The sequence below is a fragment of the Phycisphaerales bacterium genome, assembly GCA_020852515.1.
Lineage (GTDB): Bacteria > Planctomycetota > Phycisphaerae > Phycisphaerales > UBA5793 > UBA5793.
Genome location: JADZAS010000014.1, coordinates 132,742 through 150,224 on the forward strand (window position 1 = coordinate 132,742; position 17,483 = coordinate 150,224).

A 17,483-nucleotide genomic window follows, 5' to 3' on the forward strand; every position below is an offset into this window, starting at 1 on the left:
GAACCGCACTCGGCGTCTGCGCCGCCGGCACCATCCATGACGGCATCCCACGCTCTGCGCGCACTTCAGGATGAATCGTTCGGGTTGTTGCACGATCGCCTGATCGAGATGGGGTGGAACCCGGCCGACCTTGCCGTCGATACTTCGGCGGGCTGTGTTCACGGGGCAATCAATGGCAGATCGTGGCTGCTCTATTCGCAACAATGGGCCGACGCGCTGATCCGTGAACGCTTTACCGCCACCCTGGCCGCGCTGCGCCCTGGTCTGAAGACGCATGCCCTCTCGCTTGCGCGTGTCGGGGCGCTGGCCAGCGTGTCGCTTGATGCGTTGGCCGGCCATGCCGGCGACGAGGGGGATGAGTGCATCGCGGTCTCCATCGGGCTGATGAAGCTGCGCCTGTGGGGGCTGACGGTCGCGCGGGCATTGGGTGTGAACTCGTTTGAAGCACCGCGGCCGATTGATTCGGATACCGGTGACTCGCCGCCGCAGTCCTGGTGGCGGTCTTCGCTGCTCGTTGCGGCCTATGACGCGCTCGGCTGCACGGTGGACCCCGCGCGCATGGCGGCCATCGCCGCATGGGACGCCAGGCGGGGCAACTCCGGGTCGGCTGAACAGGGCGTGTCGGTTGCAATGGAGCGCTTCGTCATTCTTCACGAGATCGGTCACTATGAGTGCGGGCACGTGGGCGTATGTCGCGCGTACGCCTCGAAGAGCGGACCACCGCGCGACGTGTTCCACCGGCTGGAAGCGGAGGCTGACCGCTTCGCCGTTGATCATCTCCGCGCCATGTGTTCCGATGGGGAAGCCGCCGCGAGCACCGTGTGTCTGCTGTTCCTGTTGTTCGCACTGTCGCCGGAATTGCTGAGCCGCTATCCGTTCTGCGACGATGCCGATGCGTACCCGCACCCGCTGACGCGGCTCATCTGGCTGCTGCGGCGGTTGTTCCCGGGCGATGTCGCGAAGCAGGCGTCATATGTGCGTTTCGTCATCACGTCGCTGATCGCGGCGACCGAGGAGTCGTCATTCGATCTGGACGGGATGGAAGACGCCATTCTTGTCGCGGTGATGGGCAAGCCGAACGCGCCTGAGTCATCACGACCCAACGAGGCGGAGCCGCGCTGACTATCTGCCGCGCGCTTGTCGCGGCGCCCGCTGCAAGGCGGCTTCAATGATGTTGTAGACGTCGGCTTCGGAGCCGGTTATCCGTGGCGCCTGATCGGGGTCGTTCGGGATGCCGAGGCTCGTGAGCATGCGGTCGAGGGCCGCCTCCTTGTTGTCATCGTTTGGAGCCGACTCAAAGCGCACTTCGATGCCGTAGGGCCTTTCATCGCGGCCGCACACGACGGCGGAGAAGTCGTACGGCTTGAGATCGTATCGGCCGCCAAGCTCGTTGAGCATGTTCATGATCGCAACGTCGTAGTTATGCTGTAACACGCCTCGTCTTCCTCTCTGATGACGAGGCTACATCCAAAGAGTAAATAAACTCTTAACGGTCTCGGGCTTGCGCTGCCGTCAGGTCCAGGACCGTGTCCTCGTCGCAGCCGAACAGTCGGGCAACCTGACGTATCTGTGCTCGCGGGACTCTGCTGCCCCAGCCGGACGTGATGAGCTCGCCATCAGTGGCGCCATCGGCGTTGAACTCGCCCGCATCCATGAAGGTCCTCACCCTGGCTGGCTTGATGGCGAACATCGCCCAGCAGCGCCGGCGACCTTCCCGTGCGGGAACAGCGATGAGAACACGCCATGCCGCCGGGCCGGTGATGCGGGATGTGACTACGCCTGACTTCTGCCCCGTGATCGTGATGCCCTCCTGCGCAAGCGCCTGGATGATGTCCGGGGTCAGGCGCACGAGGTGGTCCTTCTGCTGCACGGAGTGCAGGTAGCCCTTGAGACGGATCTCGATGACGAACCGACACGGCTTGAGTGGGCGAGGCGGAACGGCTTCGGGGAGATCGGCGCGAATGGCATCGGTCGTCGTTCCGAGCACGGCCGCCAATCGTCTCAGGTTCTTGAAGTAGACCCGCTGTTCGCCGCTCAGCCAACGTCTGACATTGCGGAGTTGGACGCCCACCTTCTTTGCGAGGTCCTCGACCGTGAGGCTCCGTGCGAGGCGCAGACGCTCGACCTCATCGAGGCGGAGAGGAGCCGATCGTTGTCTTGCCTGCTTCATCGTGCCAACCCCAAACGTCACCGAGAAATCCCGGTGCGCGTCATTCACACTGCCGGTGCAACCGGCGAGACTTTGGCCAGATGGTAGCGGAGCGGCAAGCGCAGCCGAAGGGCCGAGCAAAGGTCGCGCGTGAGGTCGTCGTGAAAGGAGCCTGCTGTGGCCGAATTCCTGTCCCTACTCAAGACACTAGTGATCTGTGGGTCGCTGCTCGCGTTCACCATGATCGTGCTGCTGTCGTTGCCGGCCAGTCGCCTCAGGGCCGTGGCGCTGGAAGTCACGAAGTGGCTCGTCGTGTCGGGCCTGGTCCTGCTGACTTTTTCACCGTTGGACCTACTGCCCGGCCTGCCGGTGGACGACGCGGTCTACATCATCGCGGCCATCCTGACCGGCCGCTCGGCGCTCAAAGACCGGGAGACACGCAAGCTGCTTGACGAGGTCGAACTCCAGAACCTGCGCGACCGGGCCGGGAGGAACTGACCATGCCGGCACACGTCGTTCAACAGATCCCGACTGGCGAGCCCGTGTCGCCCGGCAACATCCGGGCGCGGCTCGACGAGGAAGAGCAGGCGTCGCTGGCGCAGAGCCTCGCGCAGAACGGCATCCTGGTGCCTCTGCTCGGACACTATGAGGGCGACGCGTTGGTCGTTGACGACGGGCACCGCCGTCTCGACGCCGCGCGTCGTGCAGGCCTCGATACGGTGCCGATGCTGATCGCCGAGAAGGCCCCGACGCCGGCGGAGCGTGTCACCCTCCAGCTGCTGGCCAACACCCAGCGCCAGGGCCTGAAGGTCACGGAGCACGCCCGCGCTCTTCACGAGCTGATGCAGGCGACGGGTTGGTCGGCGGCGGAAACCTCATTGCGGCTCGGCCGGCCGTCGCCCGGCACCATCTCCAAGCTGCTCTCGCTGCTCGTCCTGCCGCGCGATGTGCAGGACCTGATCGACGCGGGGCGCATCCCGATGAGCAGCGCCTACCAGATCGTCACCGTGCCGGACGCGGCGGAGCGCGAGCGGCTGATCCAGGCGGTGCTCGAAGGCCGGCTGACGCGCGACCGGCTGGTCGCGGAGACGAGGGCCGTCAAGGCGGGACGGCCCGCTCCACGCACGAGCACGCGGCAGCGCGTCGCTCGCGAGCGCGTCGTCATCAAGCTCGGCGAGGGCCGGTCGGTCGCCGTCTCCGCGCCGACGCTCACCGTCGATGCGGTGGTCAACTGGTTCATGGACCTTGCCGAGCAGCTCAGGCACGCCGGCGCCGACGGTCGGCCGCTGGCGGAAGTCGCCAGGAGCATCTCGGGCAACGGCAAGTAGGAGATTCATCATGGAGCTCATCGGAGTCGTCACGCTGTTCATCATCGCCACGCTGTGGAAGTCGGAACAGGACGCCAAGCGAAAGGCGGGCAAGTAACCCATGCTCGGACTCTTCAGGAAACGCAAGCGCGCCGTGCGCGAGCCGTCCGACCTGCTCGCGCTGCCGCTGCTGCACTGGTCGCGAGACGACGCCTGGACGCTACGCGACGCGGTGGAGGGCACGCTCATCCTGGGAGCGACCGGCTCGGGCAAGACGAGCGGCTCCGGCCGGCTCATCGCCCGCACGATGCTCTCGTGCGGATTCGGCGGGCTGGTGCTCACTGCCAAGGCGGACGAACGCGCCCTGTGGAAGGGCTACTGCCGTGACACGAATCGCCTGGATGATCTCGTGGTCGTCGGGACAGACTGCACGCGTCGCTTCAACTTTCTGGCACATGAACTGACCCGGCAGGGGGCGGGCGCGGGATTGACCGAGAACATCGTCACGCTGTTCGAGGACGTCATGGAGATCAAGGATCGCAATCGCCGGACGGGCGGCGCGAGCGACGACGGGAGCTTCTGGCGGGATCGCGGCCTGATGGGCCTGCGCTGCGCGGTGGACATTCTCGCGCTGGCGACCGGGAGCGTGTCGGTGCCGGAACTGGTCAAGGTGTTCCTCACGGCGCCCACGTCGCCGGCGCAGGTGTGCGACCCGCAGTTCCAGGAATCCTCGGCCTGCTTCCGCTGCATCAAGGCGGCGGACGCGAAGTCGAAGACGCCGCGGCAGCAGCATGATTTCGGGGTGGCGTGCGACCATTTTCTGCTGGAATGGCCTGCCCTGGCGGAGCGTACACGAAGCACCATCCAAGCAACGGTGTTGGGGTGGCTCGACCCGTTCAACCGCGGTCTGCTCCGCGAGATGTTCTGCACGGAGACGACCATTACGCCGGAGGCCGTGCAGGACGGCAAGATCATCCTCATCGACCTGCCGGTCAAGGAGTTCGGTGAAGTCGGGCAGTTCGCGCAGGTGCTGTGGAAATACTGCACGCAGAAACAACTCGAACGGCGGAATGTGCAGGAGAATCCCCGGCCCGCGTTTATCTGGGCCGACGAGGCGCAGCATTTCCTCACCAGCTACGACTTCCAGTTCCAGGCGACGTGCCGGTCGGCGTGGGTCGCAACCGTGCTGCTCAGCCAGAACTACAGCAACTTCGTGGCGGCCCTCGGCGGCAACGAGAAGGGCCGCGTCGAGACCGACTCGCTGCTGGCCAACCTCAACACGAAGGTCTTTCACGGCAACAGTGACCCGGTGACGAACGAGTGGGCCTCGCGGCTCATCGGCCGCACCTTGCAGTGCCGGGCAAGCGGCAATCACTCCCACGCGGCGGACGACCAGGTGAGCGCGCTGCTCGGCCTCGACTGGGTGCGCGAGAACGGCACGACCAGCGGCGGGTTTTCAGAGGTCATGGAGGCGGAGGTGGAGCCGCGCGAGTTCACGCGGCTGCGCACGGGCGGGCCTCCTTCGTGGATCGTAGACGGCATCGTGTTTCAGAACGGAAAGGTGTTCAACGCATCGGGTCGCAGCTGGCTCCCGGTGCAGTTCAACCAGAGGGCATAACGCCAGCGTCAAGTGAACGGCAAGGAAAGGCGGCGCAGACCGCCCGCGCGGTCACTGCGCGCACACAGACAGGAGATTCAGCGATGCTGCAAAGACAGGAACCGGATCCGTTGTTCTCGAAGAACGAGTTCAACAAGTTCGCGAGCGTCATGACGTTCCTCACGCGGTCGCTCGCCGTCACGGTCGAGGTGATTCTGCGCCGATCGGATTCGTTCGGCGAGCGTTACTTCGGCCTCCAGGCAGCAGCCGGGGCGGTGTGCATCTTCTTCTGGCCCGCCTTCTGGGAGGGCTATAGCGCCGAGCCGATGTTCGTCTTCCTGGCGCTCTACTGGGTGGCGCTGCTCAGCGCGCGGATACGGTCGAAGGCACGCATCCGGCGCGGCGGGCCGCAGCCGCACACGCTTTACAACGGCACGCCGACGCTTGCGAAGGTCTGGAAGCGCAGCTCGGAGCACCGCATCAAGACGGTCATCGAGCCGGTCTACATGGGCTGCTTCGCCCTGTGCGCCGCCACCTTCAGCGTGCCGCTCGCTGCATACCTGGTGCTGGCCGGCGTGTGCGCCGCCGTCTCGACCGGCATGAGCGGCGCGCTCCAGCACCACCGCTCGATGGCGCTTCACGATTCCTTCCTGGAACAACGCGACGTAGCAGACGCCTTCCGCCGCATGCGCGACGGACGGTAACGCACTCAATCACAGGAGAGCACACTTATGGCACGCGAAGAGCCAACGCAGAAGATCGGCGCCGGGCACGCCTCGGCCATGTTTCGCCAGGGCCTCGCGGAACTCCGCGGCGCTCTCTATCCCGAGTCGAATGTGGCGCAGCCCACTGTATATGGCATCGCGGGAACGAAAACTCCCGGTGAGGTGATGATCGAAAAGCAGGGTGAATCGCGCGACCCCGACGAGCAACCGTCCATTCTCGAAGAGCGCCTCAAGCAGGCGGAGCAGCAGCGCGACGCCGACAAGGGCCGCGAACCCGAACCCCCGCAACAGGAAAGGGAGTGACGCCATGCATCACCTGTTGATTCCTGCAATCGAACTCGTTCTCGGCGGTGCGGCACTGGCCTGGTCGAAGAGCAAGAGGCGCGCGCCTGAGGTGACCGTGGAGTGGACCGGAACCCGGTCGCTGGACCTGCCGCTCCGTGATGTCAGGGGCGCGGTGGCGCAGTACCTGGCCAGCCGCGGCTGTGTCGCGTTGGAGCGCGACGAGGTGGTTGACTGTTACCGCCGGGGCGATCGGTCCGTCACGCGCGTGCCGTGCGAGCGTGACCTGCGCTGGAGCGATGTCCCGGTGGTCCTTGTGACCGGGTTCGCGGAGGCCAACGGCAGGACGATGTTCCATTACAGGCTGAGTGTTCTGCCGACTGTGAGCTACTCGCCCGCCGGCCGGGATTTCTTCCTGCGACAGGCACAGGCTGAGTTCGATGCCATTGTCGAGGTCCTGGAATCGCTCTCAGCGCAACGCGCTCGCGCAGGGCGCACCGCAGGCAACGGGCGTCGCCCGAACCACCGCTGGTATCCCGATGAAGAGGGAACGCAGGAAGCGCCGTCGCCGGATGGCTCCCTCGACGCCGACCTTGCCTTGCTCGGCCTCAAACGCGGCGCCACTTTCGAGCAGGTCACGAAGGCGTATCGGGTCGCCTGTCACAGGTACCACCCCGACCGCCTCGCCGGGAAGAACGTCGAGCCGCACCTGGTCGAACTCGCGGTGCAGCGATTCAAGGAAGTCACGGACGCCTACCACCGCCTGCGCGACCGCATGTCGCGGCAGCAACAGGCCTGAGGGAGGACGTGACGGCGTGCGGACGCGGCAGGTCCATCCAGAACCGGAGAGGGCGCGCAACGACACGGTCGTCGCCGTCCCTCCTGGTACACCGGAGTGGATCACGCCGGAGCTCATCCGCCGCACGCTCCAGGTCTGGCAGCCGTACTACGCCGAGAGGCTCACGCCCGAAGACGCCGTTACAATGATCCGCAACGCCGGAGAGTTGTTCGCGGTTTTGTCGCGGGAGTGAGCGTCATGAAACGGTTCGTCGCCTTGTCACGGGTCAGCAGTCGGGAACAGGAGCGGGAAGGATTCTCCCTCGCGGTTCAGGAGGATGCCCTCAAGCGCTACGCCGTCACCGCCGGCGGCGAGATCGTCCGGCTCTTCCGCATCGCCGAGACGGCGAGCAAGAGCGACGAGCGCAAGACTTTCCGCGAGCTGATCGCCTACGCGAAGAAGCACGCGGAGGAACTGGACGGGCTGCTCTTCTACAAGGTGGACCGCGCCGCGCGCAACCTGTTCGACTACGTGGAGTTGGAGCGGCTGGAGAGCGAGTACCACCTGCCGTTCATCTCCGTCTCGCAGCCGACGGAGAACAATCCCGCCGGCCGCATGATGCGGCGCACGCTCGCCAACATGGCGAGCTTCTACACCGAGCAGCAGTCGCTCGACGTGAAGGAGGGACTCGCCCGGCGCGTCCAGGAAGGCTGGTTCGTCGGCAAGGCGCCGTACGGCTACCGCAACGTCCGGCGTGACGGCCGCTGCGTCACCGAGGTCGATCCGCCCGCGGCGGAGAACGTCAAGCGCATCTTCCATCTCTACGCCTACGAGCCGCTGACGCTCGACGCGCTGCGCGACCGCCTGCACGCCGACGGCATGGTCTACCGGCCGGAAGCGCCGAGATTCACCCGCAGCAAGCTGCACGCGATGCTGACGGACCGCTCGTACATCGGGGAGATTCCGTTCAAGGGCCAGTGGTATCCGGGCAGGCAGCAGCCGCTCATCGATCGCGCCACATGGGACCGCGTGCAGGCGCTGCTCGGCGGCCACGTCTACCACGCCCACCAGATGATCTACGCCGGCGACCGCATCGCCTGCGCCCACTGCGGCCGCGCCGTCACCGGCGAGCGCAAGACGAAGCAGACGAAGTCAGGCGAGCGGCACTACGTCTACTACCGGTGCAGCGGCTACACCGCGCCCGGGCATCCACGGGTGCGGGTGACAGAAGAGGAACTGGACCATCAGGTGCTCGCGCTGTTCGGCCGCATGAAGGTCGAGGACCCGGCGGTCCGCGACTGGTTCCGCCTGGTGCTCGCCTCGCAGACGCGCGATGCGCAGAAGGACTCCCGCGCGCAGCGGGAGGAACTGACGCGGCAGGCGTCGCTGCTGGTCAATCAGCAGGACCGGCTGCTCAACCTGCGGCTGTCCGAGGATGTGGACCAGGAGACTTTCGCCCGCAAGCACACGGAACTCCGCGACCGGCTGGCGTCCATCAAGCTGCAACTGGACGTGCTGGACCGCTCGCACGACGAGACGGCCGAGTTGGCGGCGAAAGTGTTTGAACTCTCGCAAACCCTGCAAGAACAGTGGGTTGCGGCCGATTACGACACCAAGCGGCGACTGCTCGAAATCGTCTGTTTGAACTGCCGGCTGGACGGCGCAAACCTCGTGCTTTCAACGAGAAAGCCCTTCGACGTGCTCGCCGAAGGGCTTGATCTCTCGAAAAGTCGGGGTGACAGGATTTGAACCTGCGGCCTTTGCGTCCCGAACGCAACGCTCTACCAAACTGAGCTACACCCCGTGATCGACAGGGCTCTGGCCCTGTGCGACGCGAAGGCAAGGATAGCGAGGTCGGCCGGGGTGGTCGACACGGCACGAAGCCGTGGCAATGAATCCGCTCTCGATTGGACTGTCGGCAGGGGACAGAGCCCGGTCGCGCGTCGGCCCTAAGATGCGGCATGAAGGACCTCTTTCGCTCCCCCGCTCGCCTGCCGCTCATCGCCCCTTCGATCCTCTCTGCAGACTTTGGCCGAATCGCCGAGGAGTGCCGGGCCGTTCTCGACGCCGGGGCCGATCTGCTGCATCTCGACGTGATGGACGGCCACTTCGTGCCGAACCTGACGATGGGCCCGGACATGTGCGCCGCCGTCCGCCGGCACTTTCCGGATGTCTTCATCGATGTGCACCTGATGATCACCGACCCGGCCGCCTTCGTCGAGCCGTTCATGAAAGCCGGGGCGAACCACCTCACGTTCCATGTTGAAGCCGTCGGCGAACCGGCCGCGGCGCGGCAGATCGTGCAGGCGATTCATGCGCGCGGCGGATCGGCCGGCATCGCCATCAACCCCCCCACCGACGTGCAGCGCGTTCTGCCGCTGATCGAGTTCTTCGACCTGGTTCTCGTCATGAGCGTGAACCCGGGCTACTCGGGCCAGTCGTTCATCGCGCCGGCGCTGGACAAGACGCGCACGATCGGTTCGCGCCTGCGCGAGGACCAGCGCCTCGAGATGGATGGCGGCATCGGGCCGCGCGAAGCGGTCGATTGCCTCGCCGCCGGTTGCGATGTGATCGCCGCGGCCTCGAGCATCTTCAAGACAGGCGACTACCGCGCCGCGATCGACGCGCTGCGCCATGCAGCACCGGCGGCCAGCAACAACTAGCGCGGGAGTCAGCGCAGTTCGACTGACCAGTACGCGTTATCGAGGAACGTCTGCCAGCAGGCGTAGCGATCATCGCCCAGGCGCAGGGTAATCATCGGGTTGCGCTTGGGCCGGATCGGCCGGCGCACGAGCGTCATGCTCGCCTGATCGGGCGTGCGGCCGCCCTTGCGCGCGTTGCACCCCGTGCAGGCGCACACGAGGTTCTCCCACGTGTCGCTGCCCTTCTGGCTCTTGGGAATCACGTGGTCGATGCTCAGCTCGCTCGTGGCATAGGCGCGGCCGCAGTACTGACACTGATTGCGGTCGCGTGCGAAGATGTTCTTGCGGTTCAGCTTGACCTGCTGCTGAGGCAGCCGGTCATAGCCGAGCAGCCGGATGATGCGCGGCACGGCGATGTCGAAGCGCACGGTGCGCACCCAGTCGTGCCGGTCGCGCTCGAACTGCTGCTGGAGCTGGGCGAGGTCGGTCCAGGTCTGGAAGTCGTAGTTGCAGTACCGGCCGTCTTCGACGCTGATGACTTCGGCGAGGTTTTTGACGAGAAGTCGAAACGCCCGCCGCGCGGAGATGACGCGCACTGCCATGTACAGGCGGTTGAGTACGAGCACCTTGCTGTCGAGAGCGACGCTGCGCGCCTGCATTCCTCGGGCCCTCCTCAGGCCGATCGCCGAATCTGCGGCCAAGGAGTATACCCGCTTGCGCCGCCGATTTTACCGAGTGTGAAGAATTCACATCGCGCAAATGCCGCGTGACAAGGAGGTTCAGCCGATGCGGCGGCGGTGCCCCGGGGCGGCTGTGCCATCGCGCTGCGACTTCTGTTCGGCGCGGCGGCGGCGGAAAAAGGCTTTGAGCAGCTCGCCCGCCTCCTGCGCCAGCACCCCGTGCACGATCTCGACGCTGTGATTCAGCCGCTTGTCGGTGCACAGGTTGTAGAGCGAGTGAACCGCCCCGGCCTTCGGATCCGCCGCGGCGTATACGAGTCGCCCGAGCCGGGCCTGCACGAGCGCCCCCGCGCACATCGGGCACGGTTCGAGCGTGACCGCCAGCGAGCAGTCGCTCAGGCGCCAGGTCTTGAGCTTTTCGGCCGCCTTGCGGATGGCCATGAGTTCGGCGTGCCCGGTGGGGTCGCGCACCGCCTCGCGGAGGTTGTGGGCTTCGGCGATGATCTCATCGCCCCGATAGACCACGGCGCCCACGGGCACTTCGTCGGCGGCGGCCGACTTGCGGGCCAGTTCGATGGCGCGCTGCATCATGCGGATGTCGCGCTCGGTCGCGCGGCTTGGCGCCTGGCCGGGGCCCCGTGGTGTCGATCGAAGAATCGTCAAGCGCTTCACCCACCCCAGAAGCGAGCCCAGCGCGCCGGTCCGAGGGCCGCCCCTCGCAAGGAACCCGGATTGCGGCTGGTTCTCAGTCATGCCTTCATCGGTGGATACGCCCACGTCCTTCCCGTGATATACGCCCGCGGCCGCACAATGGGAAAAGTCGCGGGATCGACGAGTTTATCCGGGCCCGCGGCGCGAGTTATCGCTCACTGTTCAGGAGGCGAAAGCCGCCCGCCCGGCACGAAGCGCAGCAGGATAATGCTGAGTTCATAAAGCAGGTAGAGCGGGATGAGCAGCGCGATCATCGAGGTCACGTCCGGCGGCGTGATCACCGCCGCGGCAATGGCGCAGCCCAGCAGCGCGTGCCGGCGGTAATACTTGAGCGACTTGATGTCCACGACCCCCACCCAGCCCAGCAGCAGCAGCACGAGCGGCAACTGAAAAGCAATCGCAAACGCCAGCGTCATGCCGAGCATCATGTTCAGGTACGCCTTGATCTCGTACTGCTGGGCAAAGCCGGTGTCGCTCTGGAAATCGGCGCCGTACATCTGCCCGTCTTCGCCGCGCATGCGCAACTGGTGCAGCCCCGTGTTGTAGTACATCTGGCCGATCTTGAGTTCGGGCGGGTCGTACTCGTAGTGCGGCACGGTGATGAGCCCGTCGAGCACCTGGGGCGGCGTGACTTCCCCGGCAGGCGGCGCGACCGACACCGTCGGCTGCATGCCCTGGGCAAACCCCACGAGCACGCGCAGGGTCATCGGGAACACGACGTAATAGTTGAAGGTGATGCCCAGCACCAGCAGCAGCGTGCTGGCGGGCAGCAGAATGAACGCGACCTTCTTTTCGCGCTCGTAGAGGCCGGGCTCAATGAATTTCCACAACTGCCAGAGGATCACCGGCGCCGCCGCCAGCACCGCCGCAAGCAGGGCGATCTTGAAATACGAGACCATCGGCTCGGTGGGCGAGAGCAACTGAATGCGGCCGGGCAGGCCGGCGCGGATCATGACCTCGCGGATCGGATCAAGCAGCCATTCGAGGATCTGCTTGCCGAAATACAGCGTCGGCGCCGCCAGAACAAGAGGGGCGACGAGGCAGATGATGACCCGGGTCCGGAGTTCCTCGAGGTGATCTCCGAGAGGCATGCGAAAGTCGTCGGGGCGGCGGGTCATGGCGGGAATGATACTCATCGCCCGCGAAGGTCCGATTTCGCGCGTTTTTGTGCATCCGGACCTGCCGCTGCAGCCGAATCAGGCGTTGCCGGCGGCCCCTACTGTTGTGCAGGGCGGCCGGAGAGCGGTTTTCTGCCCAGCGGCGCTGCGGCGCGCATCCGGAGGAGTGATGCCCGACCAGGGAACGGAAGCACCGGATCACGTGGTGGTCCTGGCCATGCAGGGTGACCACCGGGCACAAAGCGACCTCTGGCGGGCGCATCGCCCCTGGCTCGCGGCCGTACTCCTTTCTCACAAGCCGCGGGAACTGGACATCGAGGATCTCATGCAGGACGTGGCCGTCAAGTTCGTGTCCAAGTTGCACACCCTTCGCGACGCCGAGTCGTTCCGGCCCTGGCTGCGGCGCATCGCGATCAACATCGCCCGCGAAGCCGCCCGCTCGTTCAAGGGGCGCGGCAACCACTCCATGGAAGAAGACCTCTACGTGCAGGACCGCTTCAAGGAGCCCGGCGAAGCTCGGCAGACGCTGGACGAAGCGGCCGGCCTGCTCGAGCACGCCATGACATTGCCCCTCGAATTCCGAGAGCCGCTGCTGCTGCGGTGCGTTCGCGGCCTCTCGTCAAGTCAGATCGCTGAACTGCTCGACCTGCCGCGCACCACGGTGGAAACGCGGCTGAGCCGCGCTCGAAAAATGCTCCGCGAGGAGTGGCTCGGTCGCACGGGCGAGCCGTCTCCCGATGAACACACGCAGACGTGCAGTCCCGGCACGCAAGGAACCTGATCATGACCAACGTGAAGCACCACGAATCCGAAATCCCTTCCCGACTCGAAGAACTCATCGACGCCATCGTTGACGGCACGGCTCAGAATGAGCACTGGGATGAATTCCGCACCCTGGCCGGGCAGAGCACCGAGCCCTGGCGGCGTCTGGCCGAAGAGCAGCGGATGATGGCGACGCTCCAGAAGGGCTTTGACGCTCAAGTCTGTGCGGCAATGACTGTCGAACTGCCGGCGCCGCAGGGCGCGGAGCATTCGCGCCGCTGGTCGATGACTTCGTGGCGGCCGGCGCTGGGATGGGCGGCGGCGCTGGTCATGGGCGTTGTCTGGGCTGGCTCGACGCTGCTTCCGCAGGCGCCGACGATCCCGCCCGCGCAGGAGACACTGCTGGTGCAGTACCTGGCTCAGCCGCACGTGGTGGGCGAACTTCCCATCGAGATTCGCGACGTCGCCCGGACGGAGTCAGGCGAAGTCGTAACGTACATTCGGCCGATTGTTGAACGCCGCAGCGTGGACCTGTACAACATCCAGCTGGATGAGAACTCCAACCCAGTGCTGCGCGAGGCCGCCAACCAGCCGGTGCTTCTCGCGAGCCGGTATTGATTGACGCCTTTGACGTGGGGATGACGCACATGAAAACCGAAATGCACTGCAACTGCATGAAACACTCGAGCCGATTACTGCAGGCCGCGCTGTTCGCGGCCGCACTGCTGGCGGCCGGGTCAGCCCTGGCGCAGAACAATCGCAACGCGAATCCGCCGGGAGAGAGTCCGGCGGCGGCTCTGCCGCCTGATTCGATCAACGCGAGCGCCCGCGTGGAGGTGCGGCAGTCGGCTGAAGGCGCCTACGAGTTGCGCATCGGCAATGACACGTTCCGGACCAGCGACTGGGTGCAGATTGAGAAGCGCGCGATCGAACTGCTGCCCGATCGGACGATCACGTTTGTCAACCCGGCGGGCGATGTGCTCCACGTCTCGCCGCGCGCAATGTTCGGCGTGCTGCTCGAACCGGTCTCAGGAGTGCTGGCGGCTCAACTCAACGTCAAGCCCGGCGAGGCGCTCACCATCACCGAAGTTCAGCCCAACCTGCCCGCCGCCCGGGCCGGCCTCGAGGTCTACGACGTGATCGTCGCGTGCAACGGCAGGCGGCCGATGACCATGGCCCAGTTCTCGGAGATCATGGCCTCCGCGGTGCCCGGCGATCTGGTCAACGTCGTGCTCGTGCGGCGCGGCCGGGAAACCGAGCTGGCCGTGCGCCTCGACCGCTACGACCCCGTGGCGATGGCCCAGGTCCGCCCCCCACTGATCTCGCTCAACGCGTCGGACAACGAGCAGGTCATCCGGGATCTCATCGAGGCAGCGAGGCCCACGTCCATTGCGGTGCCGAAGACCGATCCACAGACCGGGATGGCGATGCCGCAGCATGCCCCCGTCTTCCCGGATCCGAATTCGAAGGCCCTGCAGGAAGAACTGGCCGGAATCAAGGCTCAACTGCGTCGTATTGAGGAGGTGCTGACGGACCTACTGCTCCTCGAGCAGCAGCGCCAGGACGCCGCCGGCAAGTCGGTCGGCGGCTGACCGGTCGTTTCCTTCGCAGTTGAAAGGATGGATCCCATGCAGACCCGCTCTCGTCTTTCCGCCCTTTTTTGTGCCAGTGCCTCGCTTCTGGTCGCCGCCTCCGCCGCCCAGGCCCAGGTCGCGGTGCAGAAGCGCGACTCGACGGACACGGTCATCGTCCGGCCGTCGCGCACCAACGTCACGAGCATCGTCACGTCCAAGGCCCCGCCTGACGGCGAGAAGCAGGACATCCGCATCGAGCGCAAAGTCGTGGATGGCGAAGACCAGATTCAACTCTGGGTCAACGGCCAGCAGATTGAAGTCGATGACATGGATGAACTGCGCGAAGCGCTGAAAGACCTCGACATCCAGGTCTTTGACGAGGATGATCTTGACGGCGGCGCGATGGAACTGTTCAAAGTTGACGGCCCGGGGGCGCTGAACTTCCAGGTTGATGCGGAACATCTCAAGAACCTGGGTGAGACGTTTGCCGGCGCCAACTTCGGCCTCTGGACGCAGCCCAAGTCGATGCTGGGCGTCCACCTTGCGCCGATCAGCAGCGACCTGCGCGACTACCTCGGCCTCGGAGGCGATGCCGGCGTGCGCGTGCAGAGCATCGTCGAAGATTCACCCGCCGCCAGCGCCGGCCTGCAGGCCGGGGACATCATCGTCAGCGCCACCGTCGGCGAAGAGTCCTTTGAATCTGTCGCCGCCGACGAACTGCGCAAGGCGATTGCGGCCGCAGAGCCCGAGACGAAGGTTTCGCTGACGGTCATGCGCCGCGGCGAGAAGAAGACAATCGAAGCTGCGCTCGTCCAGTGGAAGGCGGATCAGTTCGGCCTGGTCACTGAAGGCGATCACATGCTGCAGTTCATGACGCCTGAATCGCTCAACCGGCAAATTGAGATCGAGTCGCTTCCGCAGATCCGCTCGTTCAGGCTGACCGAGCCGCAGATCCGCCGCTTCCAACTGGACACGGAGCAGATGCTCCGCCAGGCCGCGCCCGACATGGAAGAGATGATGCGGCAGATGGATGAGCAGATGCAGCGCGTGCGCGAGATGCTCGAGCAGATCCAGCAGCAGCAGACGGAAATCCGCAGGCAGGTTCAAGAGACGCCCCAGCCCGACGCCTGATCAATCAGCCTCCTTTCATTCCTTCGCCCACGATGTCCGGCGGCGCCTGGCGCCGTCGGGCATCGTGGCTTTTTCTGCCGTCCGTGCGGCCGCTGTCAGCGCGCGGGCCCACCGGCGTACAATCGGGCGATGCCGGAGATGATCCAGATCAACTTCAGCCGCCGCTTCCCACTGTTTCCGCTGGCGGGGATCTGCCTTCTCCCGCACGCGACGATTCCGCTGCACATCTTTGAGCCGCGCTACATCCAGATGGTCAGTGAAGCGCTGGATGGTTCGAGCCAGATCGCGATGGCGACCTTCCAGGGCAACCGCTGGCAGCAGGAGTACCACGGCAACCCGCCGATCCGGCCGGTGGTCTGTCTCGGGCAGATCGAGAAGTACGAGCGGCTGCCCATGGGCCGCTACAACATCATGCTCCAGGGCATCTGCCGGGCCACCGTCGTTCAGGAAGAGATGCCCGACGAAGGCCGGCCGTACCGCATCGCCCGCCTGGCGCCGCTGGACGCCAACCCGGAAAACCACGAGGCCGAACTCGTCGGCTGGCGCCACCGCGTGCGCGAACTGCTCCAAGGTGATCCGCTGTCGAGCATGCGGCTGGGCGCGGATGTGCTCAAGTGGTTCGAGCGCGATGACATCCCCTCGCACGTGCTCATCGAGATCGTCGGCCACCTGCTCATGACCACCGCCGAAGACGCCGAGCGCCGCTATCGCCTTCTGGCTGAGCCGGACACGATCGAGCGGGCCGAGTACACCGAATCGCAACTGCGCGGGCTCGAGCGGCTGCTGGCCGACGTGCAGCATCAGGCCACCGACTGGCCCAAGGGCTGCAGCTGGAACTGAATCAACGGGTCATTTGAAGAATCGGTGGAAAGCTCAGGCGAAGGCGCCGACCTGGCGCAACTGCGCGATCCGCGCCTGCATCGCCCCGCCGGGGCACAGCGTCGGCGCCAGTTCGCGGTGCGTCTGCACGCGCGAGGTGGGAATGCGGTACGCCGACTGAACGCGGCAGACAAACTCGCGCAGCGCATCGACCTGAGCCGACGTCGGGCTCTGGCGCTCGAAGTTGCCCAGGCAGACGATTCCGATGTTGCCCGGGTTCTTGTCCTTGACGTGCGCGCCCTGGAACTGGAGCAGGCGGCCCTCCCAGACCCGGCCGGCGGGATCGACGATGAAGTGATAGCCCACGTCGCCCCACCCTTGCGCCTGATGCGCCCGGCGGATCGAATCGATGCGAGCTGCGGCGTCGCCCTGGCTCGTCGAACTGAACGGCGTCATGCCGTCGTGATGCAGCGTGATGCGGTGCACGCCCGTGAGCGGGTCCATCCGCGTGGGAATGGGTGAGCCAGCCGCCCAGCCGCTGCGCGGAATGATGCCGCCGAACGTCTGCGACGGCGGTGGCTGCACGGGGTTCGGGGCCGTCGGTTCGAGTACGGGGTAGTCGTTGCGTGGCGACTGACCGGAGCCGGGCGCCCGGCCGTAGGACCACGGCACATCAGGCAGCGACGTTGACCGGCGCGTAGTGGCGCAGCCTGCGAGAAAGCCAAGTCCCGCGAGCAGGAACATCCGACGTGTCGACTCTGGATTCACAGTGCCATACCTATCGGCAGGGTCGTTGCGATTCATTCAGCCGATTCGCGCGATTTGATCGTTGCCATCCGTCGCCGCGCCGTGCGGCCGGTTTTTACTGGACGATCTCGATCGCGACGCAGACCCGCCAACGGTATCGAACCACTCGCGTCAAGACAACTGCGCTGCGTACTTCTCCACCTGCACGACTTGGTCGGTGGGCACCATCGTGATGACATCCCACGGGCAGACCTGGGCGCACAGCGTGCACCCGATGCAGCGCGGCAGGTCGATGTGGCAGGCCTGCATGACCGACTGGAACTGCGGCCCCGGCAGGGTGTCGATGCAGTCCACCGGGCAGACCGAGACGCACGCCTCGCAGCCCGTGCAGAGGTCTTCATCGAGGATCGCCAGCGACTTGGGGAGCTTCTTGGCCATGAGTCAGAAATATAGGAGCCCAC

21 protein-coding genes and 1 tRNA gene are annotated in these 17,483 nt (G+C 65.6%); 14 read left to right on the forward strand and 8 right to left on the reverse strand.

Annotated features, from left to right (window positions below; all coding sequences use genetic code 11):
* Window positions 1-36: 36 nt before the first annotated feature.
* A complete protein-coding gene (locus tag IT430_09465) occupies window positions 37-1,122 on the forward strand; it encodes a hypothetical protein (protein MCC6908156.1) in 1,086 nt (361 codons plus the stop codon).
* Here the strand turns inward: IT430_09465 and IT430_09470 are convergent, their stop codons facing one another.
* Both IT430_09470 and IT430_09475 read right to left on the reverse strand, forming a co-directional pair.
* Complete coding sequence (locus IT430_09470; GenBank protein MCC6908157.1) at window positions 1,123-1,434, reverse strand: hypothetical protein; 312 nt, start codon at window positions 1,432-1,434, stop codon at window positions 1,123-1,125. It abuts the gene before it with no gap.
* A gap of 52 nt (window positions 1,435-1,486) precedes the next feature.
* Window positions 1,487-2,191 carry a helix-turn-helix transcriptional regulator gene (locus IT430_09475; GenBank protein ID MCC6908158.1) on the reverse strand — a complete coding sequence of 235 codons (705 nt, stop codon included), beginning with the start codon at window positions 2,189-2,191 and terminating at the stop codon, window positions 1,487-1,489.
* Window positions 2,192-2,326: 135 nt separating this feature from the next.
* Between IT430_09475 and IT430_09480 the strand changes: the two genes are divergently transcribed.
* The 7 genes from IT430_09480 (at window position 2,327) to IT430_09510 (ending at window position 8,587) form a co-directional block, all read left to right on the forward strand.
* Window positions 2,327-2,647, forward strand: coding sequence for a hypothetical protein (locus IT430_09480; GenBank protein MCC6908159.1), 321 nt, complete (start codon window positions 2,327-2,329; stop codon window positions 2,645-2,647).
* Between the two features lie 2 nt (window positions 2,648-2,649).
* The gene (locus IT430_09485) at window positions 2,650-3,477 is read left to right on the forward strand and encodes a ParB/RepB/Spo0J family partition protein (protein ID MCC6908160.1); all 828 of its coding nucleotides are present in this window, start codon (window positions 2,650-2,652) and stop codon (window positions 3,475-3,477) included.
* Between the two features lie 100 nt (window positions 3,478-3,577).
* Window positions 3,578-5,074, forward strand: a complete 1,497-nt coding sequence (locus IT430_09490; protein ID MCC6908161.1) for a TraM recognition domain-containing protein — start codon at window positions 3,578-3,580, stop codon at window positions 5,072-5,074.
* Window positions 5,075-5,157: 83 nt separating this feature from the next.
* The gene (locus IT430_09495; protein ID MCC6908162.1) at window positions 5,158-5,757 is read left to right on the forward strand and encodes a hypothetical protein; all 600 of its coding nucleotides are present in this window, start codon (window positions 5,158-5,160) and stop codon (window positions 5,755-5,757) included.
* 27 nt (window positions 5,758-5,784) lie between these two features.
* Window positions 5,785-6,081, forward strand: coding sequence for a hypothetical protein (locus IT430_09500; protein ID MCC6908163.1), 297 nt, complete (start codon window positions 5,785-5,787; stop codon window positions 6,079-6,081).
* Between the two features lie 4 nt (window positions 6,082-6,085).
* Window positions 6,086-6,859, forward strand: coding sequence for a J domain-containing protein (locus tag IT430_09505; protein ID MCC6908164.1), 774 nt, complete (start codon window positions 6,086-6,088; stop codon window positions 6,857-6,859).
* Between the two features lie 237 nt (window positions 6,860-7,096).
* A complete protein-coding gene (locus IT430_09510; GenBank protein MCC6908165.1) occupies window positions 7,097-8,587 on the forward strand; it encodes a recombinase family protein in 1,491 nt (496 codons plus the stop codon).
* Here the strand turns inward: IT430_09510 and IT430_09515 are convergent.
* Window positions 8,569-8,642: transfer RNA gene (locus IT430_09515), tRNA-Pro, on the reverse strand. The two genes, IT430_09510 and IT430_09515, sit on opposite strands and share 19 nt — an antisense overlap.
* Before the next feature lie 157 nt (window positions 8,643-8,799).
* Here IT430_09515 and rpe point away from each other — a divergent pair.
* On the forward strand, window positions 8,800-9,501 hold the full coding sequence (gene rpe / locus IT430_09520; GenBank protein ID MCC6908166.1) for a ribulose-phosphate 3-epimerase: 702 nt from the start codon (window positions 8,800-8,802) through the stop codon (window positions 9,499-9,501).
* Window positions 9,502-9,509: 8 nt separating this feature from the next.
* Here rpe and IT430_09525 read toward each other — a convergent pair whose 3' ends face one another.
* The 3 genes from IT430_09525 to IT430_09535 all read right to left on the reverse strand — a co-directional run bounded on the left by IT430_09525 (window position 9,510) and on the right by IT430_09535 (window position 11,989).
* Complete coding sequence (locus IT430_09525) at window positions 9,510-10,139, reverse strand: HNH endonuclease (GenBank protein ID MCC6908167.1); 630 nt, start codon at window positions 10,137-10,139, stop codon at window positions 9,510-9,512.
* 120 nt (window positions 10,140-10,259) lie between these two features.
* The gene (locus tag IT430_09530; GenBank protein MCC6908168.1) at window positions 10,260-10,748 is read right to left on the reverse strand and encodes a nucleoside deaminase; all 489 of its coding nucleotides are present in this window, start codon (window positions 10,746-10,748) and stop codon (window positions 10,260-10,262) included.
* 278 nt (window positions 10,749-11,026) lie between these two features.
* Window positions 11,027-11,989, reverse strand: coding sequence for a preprotein translocase subunit TatC (locus IT430_09535; GenBank protein ID MCC6908169.1), 963 nt, complete (start codon window positions 11,987-11,989; stop codon window positions 11,027-11,029).
* Window positions 11,990-12,158: 169 nt separating this feature from the next.
* Here IT430_09535 and IT430_09540 point away from each other — a divergent pair, with 169 nt between their 5' ends.
* The 5 genes from IT430_09540 (at window position 12,159) to IT430_09560 (ending at window position 16,296) form a co-directional block, all read left to right on the forward strand.
* Window positions 12,159-12,770, forward strand: a complete 612-nt coding sequence (locus IT430_09540) for a sigma-70 family RNA polymerase sigma factor (GenBank protein MCC6908170.1) — start codon at window positions 12,159-12,161, stop codon at window positions 12,768-12,770.
* Window positions 12,771-12,772: 2 nt separating this feature from the next.
* Window positions 12,773-13,369 carry a hypothetical protein gene (locus tag IT430_09545; GenBank protein ID MCC6908171.1) on the forward strand — a complete coding sequence of 199 codons (597 nt, stop codon included), beginning with the start codon at window positions 12,773-12,775 and terminating at the stop codon, window positions 13,367-13,369.
* Window positions 13,370-13,398: 29 nt separating this feature from the next.
* Window positions 13,399-14,343, forward strand: a complete 945-nt coding sequence (locus tag IT430_09550) for a PDZ domain-containing protein (GenBank protein MCC6908172.1) — start codon at window positions 13,399-13,401, stop codon at window positions 14,341-14,343.
* 36 nt (window positions 14,344-14,379) lie between these two features.
* Entirely contained in the window at window positions 14,380-15,456 is a 1,077-nt protein-coding gene (locus IT430_09555) for a PDZ domain-containing protein (GenBank protein MCC6908173.1), read from the forward strand.
* 129 nt (window positions 15,457-15,585) lie between these two features.
* Complete coding sequence (locus tag IT430_09560; protein ID MCC6908174.1) at window positions 15,586-16,296, forward strand: LON peptidase substrate-binding domain-containing protein; 711 nt, start codon at window positions 15,586-15,588, stop codon at window positions 16,294-16,296.
* A 33-nt stretch (window positions 16,297-16,329) separates the two neighbouring features.
* Here IT430_09560 and IT430_09565 read toward each other — a convergent pair whose 3' ends face one another.
* Together IT430_09565 and IT430_09570 are read right to left on the reverse strand one after the other, a co-directional pair.
* Window positions 16,330-17,079 (reverse strand): N-acetylmuramoyl-L-alanine amidase, encoded by a 750-nt coding sequence (locus tag IT430_09565; GenBank protein ID MCC6908175.1) that lies wholly within the window; start codon window positions 17,077-17,079, stop codon window positions 16,330-16,332.
* Between the two features lie 114 nt (window positions 17,080-17,193).
* On the reverse strand, window positions 17,194-17,460 hold the full coding sequence (locus IT430_09570; GenBank protein MCC6908176.1) for a 4Fe-4S dicluster domain-containing protein: 267 nt from the start codon (window positions 17,458-17,460) through the stop codon (window positions 17,194-17,196).
* Window positions 17,461-17,483 lie beyond the last annotated feature (23 nt).